This is a genomic window from Mycobacterium sp. NGS51, assembly GCF_059812525.1.
This window is the reverse complement of sequence record NZ_JCALCV010000003.1, coordinates 174,291-187,217: the sequence shown is the minus strand read 5'-3', so window position 1 is coordinate 187,217 and position 12,927 is coordinate 174,291. Positions and strand designations below refer to the sequence as shown.

The window sequence follows — 12,927 nt, the reverse complement described above, 5'->3', positions numbered from 1 at the left end:
CAGGGCAGGTCAGCGCATCGGAGACAATGAGAAGGTGACCGGCATAATCTCTGCTGCGGCGCAGCTGGTGATATTCGACCTCGACGGCACCTTGACCGATTCCGCCGACGGGATCGTTTCCAGCTTTCGCCACGCGCTGCGCCACGTCGGTGCGGCCGAGCCCGAGGGCGATCTGGCGAGCCGGATCGTCGGCCCGCCGATGCACCACACCCTGTCCGGGCTGGGATTGGGTGAGCGCACCGATGCAGCGATCGCGGCCTACCGCGCGGACTACAGCACCCGCGGCTGGGCGATGAACACGCTCTTCGACGGGATCGGGTCGCTGCTGGCGGATTTGCGGGCCGCCGATGTTCGGCTGGCGGTGGCCACCTCCAAGGCCGAGCCGACCGCGCGCCGCATCCTGGCCCACTTCGCGCTCGACGAGCATTTCGAAGTCGTCGCCGGAGCCACCCTCGACGGCTCGCGCAGCAGCAAGGTCGACGTGCTGGCCCACGCGTTGGCGCAGCTGCAGCCGCTGCCCGAGCGCTTGCTGATGGTCGGTGACCGCGTGCACGACGTCGAAGGTGCGGCCGCCCACGGCATCGACGCGGTGGTGGTCGAGTGGGGCTACGGGCACGCCGACTTCGCCGAAGACAGTGGTGTCGCCCGGGTCGCCACGGTCGCGGAGTTGCGGAGGATGCTGGGTGTCTGATCCACGGCTGCACATCACGTTTGTCTGCACCGGCAACATCTGCCGGTCGCCGATGGCCGAGAAAATGTTCGCCCATCAGATCAGCCAGCGCGGGCTGCACGACGCGGTGCGGGTGACCAGTGCGGGTACCGCCGAATGGCATATCGGCAAATGTGCTGACGATCGGACCAACCGGGTGCTGCGCGCGCACGGCTATCCCACTGAGCACAGCGCGGCGCACCTCGACAGCGACCACCTGACAGCCGACCTGGTAATCGCCTTGGCGCGGAACCACGTCTGGCTGTTGCGCCAGCTCGGGGTCGACCCCGACCGGGTACGAATGCTGCGGTCGTTCGACCCGCGGTCCGGTGCTTACGCGCTCGACGTCGATGATCCCTACTACGGCGATCACGATGATTTCGAGGCGGTTTTCGCCACCATCGAGGCCGCCCTGCCCGGGCTGCATGATTGGGTCGACGAGCGACTTGCGCAAAACGGTCACCACTGATGCGGCGTTTGGCGTTCCTGTTGCGGCCGGGCTGGTTGGCGCTGGCGGTGGTGGTAATCGCGTTCACCTACCTGTGTCTCACCGTGCTCGCACCGTGGCAGCTGGGAAAAAACAGCAAGACCTCGCGAGAGAACGACCAAATTCAGCAGTCCCTGAGTACCGCCCCGGTCCCGGTGAAAACGCTGCTGCCGCAGCAAGATTCGTCAGCACCCGATGCGCAGTGGCGAAAGGTGACGGCCACCGGGCACTATCTGCCGGATGGGCAGGTGCTGGCCCGGCTACGAGTGGCCGGCGGGGAGCCCTCGTTAGAAGTGCTGGTCCCGTTCGTTGTGGATGCCGGTCCCACCGTGCTGGTCGACCGCGGCTATGTCCGGCCAGAACAGGGCTCGCGGGTGCCGCCGATACCGCCGCCGCCCAGCGGTGCGGTGACCATCACCGCGCGGTTGCGTGACTCCGAAGCGCCGGCACGCGGCAAGGATCCGTTCACCACAGACGGTGTGCAGCAGGTGTATTCCATCGACATCGATCAGATAGCGAACCTGACCGGGGTGCCGTTGGCCGGCTCCTACCTGCAACTGGTGGACAACCAGCCCGGTGGGCTCGGCGTAATCGGGGTGCCGCATCTGGATGCCGGGCCGTTCTTGTCGTATGGCATCCAGTGGATCTCGTTCGGCATCGTCGCGCCCATCCTGCTGGGCTATTTCGTCTACGCCGAGATCCGCGTCCGCCGTGCGGAAAAGGCGGCAGCCGGCGATCCCACCGCACCCAAGACCGTCGAAGAAAAGCTCACCGATCGCTATGGCCGGCGGCGGTGAACGCCACCAACAGCGCCGTCGCGGCCTGCACCACCCGGGAAAGCAGCACCGCGCGGCGCAGGTCGGCCACCGACGGTGACGGCCCCGCGCCGAGGGTTGGCCGGATCTGCAGTTCGTAGTGGTACTGCGTCGGCCCGCCCAGCCGCACCCCCAGCGCCCCGGCGAACGACGCCTCGACGACACCGGCATTGGGGCTGGGATGGCGGTCGGCATCGCGTACCCAGGCCCGCAGCGCACCGACCGGTGATCCGCCGACGGCCGGCGCGCACATCACCACCAGCGTCGCAGTCACCCGCGCTGCCGCATAGTTGGCCAGATCGTCCAAACATGCTGCTGCCCAGCCAAATCGGGCATAGCGGGGCGAACGGTGACCGATCATCGAGTCCAAGGTGTTGACGGCGCGGTACGCCAGCACCGCCGGCACCCCACCGACCGCCGCACACAGCAGCGGCGCCACATGCGCGTCGGAAGTGTTTTCGGCGACCGATTCCACTGCCGCACGGGCCAGCCCGTCAGCGTCGAGCAACGCCGGATCGCGGCCGCACAACGACGGCAGCAGTCGCTTGGCGGCCTCGACGTCGCCGCACTCCAGCAGCTCCGCCATGCTCGCGCCGGTGCGGGCAAGTGACGTCCCGCCCAGCGATATCCAGCTGGCCACCGCGGTGGCGGCAACCGACCACGACGGACCGCGCCGCTCGGTGTACCGCTGCAGCGCTGCCCCCACAAGGGTGATGGCGCCGACCAGCACGCCGACGTGGGCTAGGCCGGCGACCCGGCTATCGCGGTAGCTGACCCGCTCCAGGGCCGCCGCCGTCGCACCGAAGGCGGCCACCGGATGGCCGGCCTGCGGGTCGCCCAGCAGCAAGTCGGCCAGGTAGCCGACCAGCGCGCCCAGCAGCTGTCGCACCGCAAACATTCCGGCAGCGTCTCACACATGGTCTACTCGGTGATATGAGGCGGTATCCACGATGAAGCGCCCTGCCACCCGGGTGGCCGACCTGCTCAATCCCGCCGCAACGCTGTCGCCCGCCGCCAATGTGATCATGCAGCTGTCGTTGCCGGGCGTCGGCTACGGCGTGCTGGAAAGCCCGGTCGACAGCGGCAACGTCTACAAGCATCCGTTCAAGCGGGCCCGCACCACCGGCACCTACCTGGCCGTCGCGACGATCGGAACCGACGCCGACCGCGAGTTGATCCGCGCTGCCGTCGACACCGCGCATCAGCAGGTGCGGTCGACGCCGTCGAGCCCGGTCTCCTACAACGCGTTCAATCCGCAGTTACAGCTGTGGGTGGCGGCCTGCCTGTACCGCTATTTCGTCGACCAGCACGAGTTTTTGCACGGCGCGCTCGATGACGTCGTCGCCGACGCGGTATATCAAGACGCCAAGCGGCTGGGCACCACGCTGCAGGTGCGCGAGGGGATGTGGCCGCCGGACCGCGCCGCGTTCGACGAATACTGGAAGCGCTCGCTCGACGAGCTGCACATCGATCCGCCGGTTCGCGAGCATCTTCGCGGCGTCGCCTCGGTGGCGTTCCTGCCGTGGCCGTTGCGCGCGCTGGCCGGACCGTTCAATTTGTTCGCGACGACGGGTTTCCTGGCGCCGGAGTTCCGCACGATGATGCAGCTGGACTGGTCACCATCCCAACAACGCCGGTTCGAGTGGCTGCTGAGCGCCCTGCGACTGGCTGACCGGCTGATACCGCATCAGGCCTGGATCTTCGGTTACCGGCTTTATCTATGGGACATGCGGTTTCGCGCTCGGCGCGGGTGGCGAATCGTGTGACGACTAGCCGTAGATGGCGAGCAGCACGATGGCGGCCATGCAGACCATCGCCAGCAGAAACCAGGGCTGCAGATAGATGCGCTCGCGGGTTTCCTCGGTCTTCGGCGTCTTCGCCGTCTCCGGCGCCTCCGGCGCAAGCGAAGTGGAACGCTCCGGCGTTAGTTGTGAAGTCATGCTAACTATCATTATCGACTCGTTAGCCTTAGTAAATGTGTTGCTCGTTTCATCGACCCCCTCATTGCGACGCAGGTCACACTGCTGGGCCGGGCGCGGCCCGCGAAATGTTCCGAAGGGAGCAGACTCATGGCTTTCCCGGCGCTCAACCACGTCGCCATCACGGTGCGCGACATGACAGTCAGCGGCCCCTGGTACCGCAAACTGCTCGGCACTGACCCAGTCCTCGACGAGCACACCGACGCCGGATTCCGCCATCTGGTCTGGATGCTCGACGGCGGGACGATCTTCGGCATCCACCAGCACGAACGTTCCGCTCCCGACGAGCGATTCAGCGAGTTCCGCGTCGGCCTCGACCATGTTGGCTTCGGCTGCGCCGACCGCGCCGAGCTGGAGCAATGGATGACGCGACTCAACGAGCTGGGTGTCCACCACGGCGGCATCGTGGACGCCCGCTACGGCTCGGGGTTGAGCTTTCGAGACCCGGACGGCATCGCGCTGGAGTTCTTCGCGCCGCCAGGGTGATGTGGTCTTAAGCCAGCAGAATGATCAGCACGATGGCCAGGACGATGAGCGCTGCCAGCGTCCACCAGACAACGGGGCCGGTGTTGGGCTTGCGAGACGGCCGCGGCGTCAGCGGGCTATTGGACGGTGCGACGCCCCATTTGCCCTTCGGCGAGACATTGGGCGGATCGGGCGGCGGCGGGGTGGGTTCTGTGGTCACCCCTCTGCGTTGCCGGCGTGGGAGAAGCTAAACGTCCTCTCGTGTCTGCGCCGCCTCACCACCGCTGCGCCATACGTACGCATACCCCTGCCGCGACTATGAGCGCTTTTGCTGATGTTTCGTGCCGCACGTCACCGCATGCTGGCTAGCATGAGCGAAACCAGCTGGAGCGGCACAGACATGGGAGACATCCGCGAGCTTCCGACCGGAACGGTCACGTTGCTGCTGGCCGATGTCGAGGGGTCGACTCGCCTGTGGCAGACCCAGCCCGAGGCGATGAAGGCCGCCGTCGTGCGCCTCGACCAGACGCTGTCGGATGCTGTCGCGGCCCACCACGGTGTGCGGCCCGTCGAGCAAGGCGAGGGCGACAGCTTCGTCATCGCGTTCGCCCGCGCCGCCGACGCGGTCGCCTGTGCCCTGGACTTGCAGCGGGCGCCGCTGGCGCCGATCAAATTGCGCATCGGCGTGCATACCGGCGATATCCAACTGCGCGACGAAGGCAACTACATCGGCCCGACGATCAACCGCACCGCACGGCTACGCGATGTCGCCCATGGCGGCCAGACGGTGCTCTCCGGCGCGGCGGAACCGCTCGTCGTAGACCAGCTGCCGACCGGCGTCACCTTGACCGATCTCGGCGCTCACCCGCTGCGCGACCTGCCACGCCCGGAACGGGTTGTGCAACTCTGCCATCCCGATCTGCATAACGATTTCCCGCCGCTGCGCACCGCGAATACCTTCGCCAACGAGCGCCTTCCGGTACAACTGACGAGTTTCATTGGGCGCCAATCAGAAATGAACGGCATCCGCGAGGCGCTCGCCGACAACCGACTCGTCACGCTGACCGGTGCGGGCGGCGCCGGTAAGACCCGCCTGGCGGTGCAGGTCGCCGCCAACATAGGCGGCGAATTCGTCGACGGCCTGTGGTACGTCGACTTGGCACCGATCACCGATCCCGACGTCGTCGCCGTCACGGTGGCACGGGCGTTGGGCCTGCCTGACCAGCCCGGCCAACCGACGATGGACGTGCTGCGTCGGTTCGTTCGCGACCGCCGGATGCTGATCTTGCTGGACAACTGCGAGCACCTGCTCGACGCCAGCGCCGAGCTGATCATCGGGCTGTTGGCCGGGTGTCCGGCGCTGACACTGCTGGCGACCAGCCGCGAGCCCATCGGCGTTGCCGGTGAGGTGAGCTGGCGAGTGCCCTCCCTCTCGCTGGCCGGCGAAGCGATCGATCTGTTCAGCGACCGCGCCCGCCGGACTAAGCCCGACTTCCGCGTGACCGCGGACAACGCCGAGACGGTGACCGAGATCTGTCGCAGGCTCGACGGACTTCCGTTGGCCATCGAGCTCGCCGCAGCCCGGGTCCGCGCATTGTCGCCGACCGAGATCCTGGACAGCCTGCATGATCAGTTCCGCCTGCTGACCGGTGGTGCGCGTACCGCGGTCCGACGCCAGCAGACACTGCGCGCATCAGTGGACTGGTCGCACGCATTGCTGTCCGAGCCCGAACAGGTGCTGTTTCGACGGCTGGCGGTGTTCCTCGGCGGGTTCGATCTCGATGCGGCCCAAGCCGTTGTCGGCGAGATGGAGCGCTATCAGGTGCTCGATCAGCTCACGCTGTTGGTCGACAAGTCGCTCGTCGTCGCCGACGACAGCCCGCGTGGCACCCGCTACCGGCTGCTGGAGACGGTCCGCCAGTACGCGCAGGAAAAACTCGGCGAGTCCCGTGAAGGCGATGATCTGCGGGCCCGGCACCGCGACCACTACACCGGGGAGGCCACCTCGCTCGACGCGCCGGCAGACATCGACTACGAACGGCGAATCGACTGGGCGGAAACCGAACTCGACAATCTTCGAGCCGCCTTCGGGTGGAGTCGGGAGGGTTCTGAAACTGAGCTTGCGCTGACGCTGGCGTCGTCGCTGCAGCCGCTGTGGCTGACCCGCGGACGCATCCAGGAAGGATTGAACTGGCTCGGCGCCGCGCTGGCTGACGGGAGCCAAGCGAACGGCGAGGTTTCGGCGGCGTTCGTACGGGCGTCGGCGAACAGGGTCCAGCTGCTTTCGCAGCTCGGCAGGGCCGATGTCCTCGATGACGCTGTACGAACTCTGGCAATGGCACGGAAATTCGGCGACCCATCGCTGGTGGCGGTCGCGCTGACGGCCTGCGGTTTGATCGGAGCTGCCAACGACGCCGACGCTGCGCGGCAGTACTACGCCGAGGCGGCAGGCATTGCCCGAGATCTGGGCGATTTACGGACGTTGGCCCGAATCCGGGCCCACGAGAGTTTCGCAGGTCTCATCGGCGGCGAACCAATCGCTGATGTTCAGGCTGCGGCGGAGGAAGGCCTTCGGATCGCGGACCGAATCGGCGACGGCTTCCTCACTCGTCAATGCGACTTGGCATTGAATTGGATGAAGATTTACGGCAGCGACCTGCTCGGCGGCGCCGTCCGGTTGGGTGAGGTGGTCGAGGAGTCCAATGCGGCCCGCGATCCGATGTTCGCGATGTATGGGTCCGTACTTCGGGCATACGCGCTCGCGTACACCGGGGATTTGACCGGTGCTCGAGCCGTGGCAGAGGCGGCGCTCCGCAGCGCATCCGCGCTCTTCGAATACTACGAAGGTCCGGTGCACACGGCGTTCGCCATAGCGCACCTGGCGGCGGGCGACGCGTCTGCGGCCTGGAAATCCTACGAAGCAGCGCTGCAATGCAGCGGCATGGATGCCCAGATCGCTTCCACCTTCAGCTGGGCGGCGTTAGCGCCGTTGGCATGCGGCGATCTCGCTACCGCCCGTCGCTGGGCTGATGATGCCGTATCGGTGATCAAGGGCTGCGGCTTATCGATCGCGTTGGCGTCACGCGCGTACGTGGAGATTGCGCAGCGCGAGTTCGATGCTGCCGAACGTGATGCTCACGACGCGCTCAATCTGATTGCTCGGCTGGGAGGCGATGTCGCCGTTCCGTTCGCTCTCGACTGCCTCGCCTTTGCGGCGGGCGACGCCGGCAACCACCAGATGGCAGCGCGCCTGTTCGGTGCAGCCGAATCGGCCCGCCAGAACATCGGATTGGTGCAATTCAAGGCGCTCGCGGCCGATGACGAGGCGAGGATCGCTGAGATCCGAGATCGTATGGGCGAGGACGACTTTGCCGCCGGGTGGGCTGAAGGTGCGATGCTCTCGATCGATGAAGCGATCGCGTACGCGCAGCGCGGCCGCGGCGAACGCAAGCGCGCCAGCAGTGGATGGTCATCGCTGACCCGTGCCGAGCGCGACGTCGTGAGACTGGTCAGTGACGGCTTGGGCAACAAAGATGTCGCCGCGCGGCTGTTCATCTCGCCGCGAACCGTGCAGGCGCATCTGACCCACATCTACAGCAAACTGGGCCTCACCTCTCGGGTGCAGCTGGCCCAGGAGGCGGTGCGTCACAGCTGACTGCTCAACACTGGTGGGCGCGGACGGTATCGAACCGCCGACCGCTGGTGTGTAAAACCAGAGCTCTACCACTGAGCTACGCGCCCTGCCTCGGGCAGGCTACCCGCCTACCTGCCTACTGCTCAAAACGCCGACGCTTCGCGTCGAGCGTGCGCAAAACCGGGTTTCAGCTCGGCGTGTCGACCGGGGACACGCACGCTCGCGGCAGGGATCCACAGAACGCTAGGCCTTGAGGGCGGCCAGCGCGTCGGTCCAGAGCCGCTGGTCGCGGGCTTCGCCCGGCTGCTTCATCTCAGCGAATTGGATGACCCCGGACCGGTCGATGACGAAGGTGCCGCGGTTGGAGAAACCGGCGGCGTCGTTGAACACTCCGTAGGCCTGGCTGACCGCGCCGTGCGGCCAGAAGTCCGACAGCACCGGAAACAAGAAGCCGCTTTCCATCGCCCACACTTTGTGAGTCGGCGGCGGGCCCACCGAGATGGCCAGCGCCACACTGTCGTCGTTTTCGTAGTCGGGCAGGTGATCGCGCAACTGGTCGAGCTCGCCCTGGCAGATACCGGTGAAGGCCAGCGGGAAGAACACCAGCAGCACGTTCTTGGCCTCGTTTCCAGCCCGATACGCGCTCAAGGTGACCGGCTGCTGGTTCTGGTCGCGCAGGGTGAAGTCGGGCGCCGTGGTGCCGACCGTGAGCATTAGCGCCGCCCGGCCCGCGACTTCGGCTGGACCAACCGGCTGGCGCTCCAGTCGCCCAGATTGACCGACGACGTCGGCATCAGGCCGGCAGTGGGCGCCGATTCGGCGATCTCGGCGGGCAGCACGTGGCCGGGCCGGCCGGTTTTCGGTGTCAGCACCCAGATCACGCCGTCGTCGGCCAGCGGGGCGATCGCGTCCATCAAGGTGTCCACCAAGTCCCCATCGCCGTCACGCCACCACAACAAAACGACGTCGACGACTTCATCGGTGTCCTCGTCGAGTAGCTCGGCGCCGCACGCATCCTCGACGTCGGCGCGAATGTCGTCGTCGGTGTCCTCGTCCCAGCCCCACTCCTGGACAATTTGGTCTTTCTGGATGCCCAGTTTGCGGGCGTAGCTCGGGGCGTCATCCGCCGCGACCACAGGGGGACCTCCTTCTACCGACACACGCGCCGTGCGATGGCCACTATCGTCGCACAGCCCACCCCCAGCTGACACGACTGTGCCGTTGAACCCCCGCTCACGAATAAGCCAGGCAGGCGCGCACCGTTTTGGTTTTGGTGTCGTTGAGCTGATCGACGCGCTGGTTGAACTCACCCGTCGGGGCATGCGCCCGGATGGCGTTCGCGACGTCGCGGGCCGCGTCGACATAGGCGTTCAGCGAGTCACGCACCTGTCCGGACAGCGGCTCGCTGATGCTGCCGGCGACAACGTCGGCGCTGTTGTTGAGTGCATCGACGGCCGGGCCTTCGGCGGAGGCGGGGTCGCGGCCCTGATTGAACGCCCCGACAAAGGCATTCACCTTCTCGATTGCGTCCTTGCTGGTGTTGGCAAACGACTCGCAGGCCCGGATCACAGCTCGGGTTGTCAGCTGCTGCTGGCGCTGCGTCTCCCGAATCCGGGAGGTCGCCGAGGACGCCGACACCGACGCCGATACCGAGGCCCGGTAGGCGGGCGCCATTGCGGTGTCGACGGTGGGGCTGCCTTCGGTGACGGTGGTGCACCCGACGATGGCCATCAGCATCGCCGCGACGCAACCGAGTACCAGCGCGACGATCCGCCATCTTCGGGCGGCACGCCATCCGGTCAGCACAACGTCTGACGTTACCGGTTCCCGATTTCGCCCGCCTCGAGCCGCCGACTGCCGGTTGCGGACATCGTGTCGATAGCCCCTACGCGACGAGGCGTCCGGTGCGGCACGATAGGAGGGACAACGACCAAGCGGCGGCGGCGGGCATCGGCCACAAGCGGATACCCGCCACACACAAGGAGCAGCGAGTTGACTACCGAGTTCGTACGCCACGATCTGGCGAAAAACTCAAGCGGTACAAGCGAACCCGACCGGGTGCGGGTGATTCGCGAAGGTGTCGCGTCTTATCTGCCCGACATCGATCCCGAAGAGACCGCCGAATGGCTGGAATCCTTCGACGAACTGCTGTCGCGCTCCGGGCCTTCGCGAGCCCGCTACCTGATGCTGCGGCTGCTGGAACGCGCCGGCGAACAGCGCGTCTCGATTCCGGCGCTGACATCGACCGACTACGTCAACACCATCCCCACCGAGCTCGAACCATGGTTCCCCGGCGACGAGGACGTCGAGCGCCGCTATCGGGCCTGGATCCGGTGGAACGCGGCGATCATGGTGCACCGAGCGCAACGGCCGGGCGTTGGTGTGGGCGGCCACATTTCGACCTACGCCTCCTCTGCCGCACTCTACGAGGTCGGCTTCAACCACTTCTTCCGCGGCAAGTCGCATCCCGGCGGCGGCGACCACGTGTTCATCCAGGGCCACGCCTCCCCCGGCATCTACGCGCGCGCATACTTGGAAGGCCGGTTGACCGCCGACCAACTCGACGGATTTCGCCAAGAACACAGTCACGCCGGCGGCGGGCTGCCCTCCTACCCGCATCCACGGCTGATGCCCGACTTCTGGGAATTCCCCACCGTGTCGATGGGCCTGGGCCCGATGAACGCCATCTACCAGGCTCGATTCAACCATTACCTGCGTGATCGGGGCATCAAAGACACCTCCGACCAGCACGTGTGGTGCTTTTTGGGCGACGGCGAAATGGACGAGCCCGAGAGCCGCGGCCTGCTGCACATCGGCGCGCTGGATGGTCTGGACAACCTCACCTTCGTGATCAACTGCAACCTGCAGCGTCTCGACGGCCCGGTGCGCGGCAACGGCAAGATCATCCAGGAGTTGGAGTCGTTCTTCCGGGGAGCCGGCTGGAACGTCATCAAGGTGGTGTGGGGGCGCGAATGGGATGCGCTGCTGCACGCCGACCGGGACGGCGCGTTGGTCAACCTGATGAACGTCACGCCCGACGGCGACTACCAGACCTACAAGGCCAACGACGGCGGCTATGTCCGCAACCACTTCTTCGGGCGCGACCCGCGCACCAAAGCATTGGTGGAAAACCTGACCGACCAAGAGATCTGGAACCTCAAGCGCGGGGGTCACGACTACCGCAAGGTCTACGCCGCCTACCGCGCCGCGATGGAACACAAGGGCCAGCCGACCGTGATCCTGGCCAAAACCATCAAGGGCTACAGCCTGGGCAGCTACTTCGCCGGCCGCAACGCCACCCACCAGATGAAGAAGTTCCGGTTGGACGACCTCAAAGATTTCCGTGACGAGATGCGGATTCCGGTCTCCGACGCGCAGTTGGAGGAAGACCCGTACCTGCCGCCGTACTACCACCCCGGGCCGGACGCACCGGAGATCCGCTACCTGCTCGACCGGCGTCGTACCCTCGGTGGCTTCATCCCCGAGCGCCGGACCAAGTCCAAGGCGCTGCCGTTACCTGGCCGCGACACCTACAAATCGCTGAAGAAGGGCTCCGGCAGCCAAGAGGTCGCCACCACCATGGCGACTGTGCGCACCTTCCGGGAGATCCTGCGCGACAAAGAAATCGGTCGACGGATAGTCCCGATCATCCCCGACGAGGCGCGCACCTTCGGGATGGACTCCTGGTTCCCCTCGCTGAAGATCTACAACCCCAACGGTCAGCTGTACACCTCGGTCGACGCCGATCTGATGCTGGCTTACAAAGAAAGCGAGTCCGGGCAGATGCTCCACGAGGGCATCAACGAAGCCGGGTCGGCGGCCTGCTTCACCGCGGTCGGCACCTCGTATGCGACGCACAACGAGCCGATGATCCCGATCTACATCTTCTATTCGATGTTCGGTTTTCAGCGCACCGGCGACGGCCTGTGGGCGGCCGGCGACCAGATGGCCCGCGGGTTTCTGCTCGGCGCCACCGCAGGGCGTACGACGCTGACCGGCGAGGGATTACAACATGCCGACGGCCATTCGTTGCTGCTGGCGACCACCAACCCGGCTGTGGTGTCCTACGACCCCGCGTTTGCCTATGAGGTCGCCTACATCATCGAAAGCGGGCTGGCCCGCATGTTCGGCGAGAACCCGGAAAACGTCTTCTTCTACATCACCATCTACAACGAGCCGTATGTGCAGCCGCCGGAGCCCGAGCACTTCGACCCCGAGGGCCTGCTGCGCGGCATTTACCGCTACCGGGCCGCCACCGAGCCGCGCGCCAACACCGCGCACATCCTGGCCTCGGGGGTGGCGATGCCGTCGGCGCTGACCGCCGCCGACATGCTCTCCTCGGAGTGGGATGTCGCCGCCGACGTGTGGTCCGTCACCAGCTGGAGCGAGCTTAACCGGGACGGAATCGTCATTGCCAAGGAAAGGCTGCGCCATCCCGACCGTCCGGCCGGCACGCCGTACGTGACCCAGGTGTTGTCCCACGCCCTCGCGGACAAGGCCGGCCCCGTCGTCGCGGTGTCGGACTGGATGCGCGCGGTGCCCGAGCAGATCCGGCCCTGGGTGCCGGGCACCTACGTCACGCTGGGCACCGACGGATTCGGCTTCTCCGATACCCGGCCCGCCGCGCGGCGCTACTTCAACACCGACGCCGAGTCGCAAGTCGTCGCGGTCCTCGAGGCGCTGGCCCGGGGCGGCGAGATCGATCCATCGGTGCCGGTCGCTGCGGCGCGCCAGTACAAGATCGACGACGTGCAGGCCGCACCGGCGCAGACTTCGGATCCCGGCGTGGCATAGCAGCTCGCTGAGCCCAACGGGCCCGGGTCGCGCTTGGCGAAAAC

The 12,927-nt window shown here is 66.5% G+C and carries 13 protein-coding genes and 1 tRNA gene; 7 read left to right on the top strand and 7 right to left on the bottom strand.

The annotated features are described in order from the left end of the window. Window positions 1-34: 34 nt before the first annotated feature. The 3 genes from AC5Y5W_RS05225 to AC5Y5W_RS05215 are packed head-to-tail and all read left to right on the top strand — an operon-like array spanning window position 35 to window position 1,993. Window positions 35-691: an HAD hydrolase-like protein gene (locus AC5Y5W_RS05225; RefSeq protein WP_500022168.1), complete on the top strand. Its 657-nt coding sequence runs from the start codon at window positions 35-37 to the stop codon at window positions 689-691. After that, a complete protein-coding gene (locus AC5Y5W_RS05220; RefSeq protein ID WP_500022167.1) occupies window positions 684-1,178 on the top strand; it encodes a low molecular weight protein-tyrosine-phosphatase in 495 nt (164 codons plus the stop codon). The genes AC5Y5W_RS05225 and AC5Y5W_RS05220 overlap by 8 nt, the downstream gene beginning before the upstream one ends. Beyond that, window positions 1,178-1,993, top strand: coding sequence for an SURF1 family cytochrome oxidase biogenesis protein (locus tag AC5Y5W_RS05215; RefSeq protein ID WP_500022166.1), 816 nt, complete (start codon window positions 1,178-1,180; stop codon window positions 1,991-1,993). Before AC5Y5W_RS05220 ends, AC5Y5W_RS05215 begins: the two co-directional genes overlap by 1 nt. Here the strand turns inward: AC5Y5W_RS05215 and AC5Y5W_RS05210 are convergent. Further along, window positions 1,965-2,909, bottom strand: coding sequence for a cobalamin biosynthesis protein (locus AC5Y5W_RS05210; protein ID WP_500022165.1), 945 nt, complete (start codon window positions 2,907-2,909; stop codon window positions 1,965-1,967). The two genes, AC5Y5W_RS05215 and AC5Y5W_RS05210, sit on opposite strands and share 29 nt — an antisense overlap. 52 nt (window positions 2,910-2,961) lie before the next feature. Between AC5Y5W_RS05210 and AC5Y5W_RS05205 the strand changes: the two genes are divergently transcribed. Further along, complete coding sequence (locus AC5Y5W_RS05205) at window positions 2,962-3,777, top strand: oxygenase MpaB family protein (RefSeq protein ID WP_500022164.1); 816 nt, start codon at window positions 2,962-2,964, stop codon at window positions 3,775-3,777. 3 nt (window positions 3,778-3,780) lie between these two features. On the opposite strand, the gene AC5Y5W_RS05200 is transcribed toward AC5Y5W_RS05205, so the two are convergent. Beyond that, window positions 3,781-3,951, bottom strand: a complete 171-nt coding sequence (locus AC5Y5W_RS05200) for a hypothetical protein (RefSeq protein ID WP_500022163.1) — start codon at window positions 3,949-3,951, stop codon at window positions 3,781-3,783. Window positions 3,952-4,080: 129 nt separating this feature from the next. Between AC5Y5W_RS05200 and AC5Y5W_RS05195 the strand changes: the two genes are divergently transcribed. Next, window positions 4,081-4,476, top strand: a complete 396-nt coding sequence (locus AC5Y5W_RS05195; RefSeq protein ID WP_500022162.1) for a VOC family protein — start codon at window positions 4,081-4,083, stop codon at window positions 4,474-4,476. A 7-nt stretch (window positions 4,477-4,483) separates the two neighbouring features. Here AC5Y5W_RS05195 and AC5Y5W_RS05190 read toward each other — a convergent pair whose 3' ends face one another. Then, a complete protein-coding gene (locus AC5Y5W_RS05190) occupies window positions 4,484-4,675 on the bottom strand; it encodes a hypothetical protein (protein WP_500022161.1) in 192 nt (63 codons plus the stop codon). Window positions 4,676-4,813: 138 nt separating this feature from the next. Here AC5Y5W_RS05190 and AC5Y5W_RS05185 point away from each other — a divergent pair, with 138 nt between their 5' ends. Continuing rightward, window positions 4,814-8,110, top strand: coding sequence for a LuxR family transcriptional regulator (locus tag AC5Y5W_RS05185; RefSeq protein WP_500022160.1), 3,297 nt, complete (start codon window positions 4,814-4,816; stop codon window positions 8,108-8,110). 11 nt (window positions 8,111-8,121) lie between these two features. Here the strand turns inward: AC5Y5W_RS05185 and AC5Y5W_RS05180 are convergent. The 4 genes from AC5Y5W_RS05180 to AC5Y5W_RS05165 form a co-directional block, all read right to left on the bottom strand. Next, window positions 8,122-8,196 (bottom strand) — tRNA-Val (locus AC5Y5W_RS05180). Between the two features lie 136 nt (window positions 8,197-8,332). Beyond that, complete coding sequence (locus tag AC5Y5W_RS05175) at window positions 8,333-8,803, bottom strand: peroxiredoxin (RefSeq protein ID WP_500022159.1); 471 nt, start codon at window positions 8,801-8,803, stop codon at window positions 8,333-8,335. Continuing rightward, on the bottom strand, window positions 8,803-9,225 hold the full coding sequence (locus tag AC5Y5W_RS05170) for a DUF3052 domain-containing protein (RefSeq protein WP_499884227.1): 423 nt from the start codon (window positions 9,223-9,225) through the stop codon (window positions 8,803-8,805). The genes AC5Y5W_RS05175 and AC5Y5W_RS05170 overlap by 1 nt, the downstream gene beginning before the upstream one ends. 97 nt (window positions 9,226-9,322) lie before the next feature. Further along, window positions 9,323-9,895 carry an Rv2240c family protein gene (locus AC5Y5W_RS05165; protein ID WP_499900863.1) on the bottom strand — a complete coding sequence of 191 codons (573 nt, stop codon included), beginning with the start codon at window positions 9,893-9,895 and terminating at the stop codon, window positions 9,323-9,325. A gap of 186 nt (window positions 9,896-10,081) precedes the next feature. Between AC5Y5W_RS05165 and aceE the strand changes: the two genes are divergently transcribed. Next, entirely contained in the window at window positions 10,082-12,883 is a 2,802-nt protein-coding gene (gene aceE / locus AC5Y5W_RS05160) for a pyruvate dehydrogenase (acetyl-transferring), homodimeric type (RefSeq protein ID WP_500022158.1), read from the top strand. Window positions 12,884-12,927: the final 44 nt, after the last annotated feature.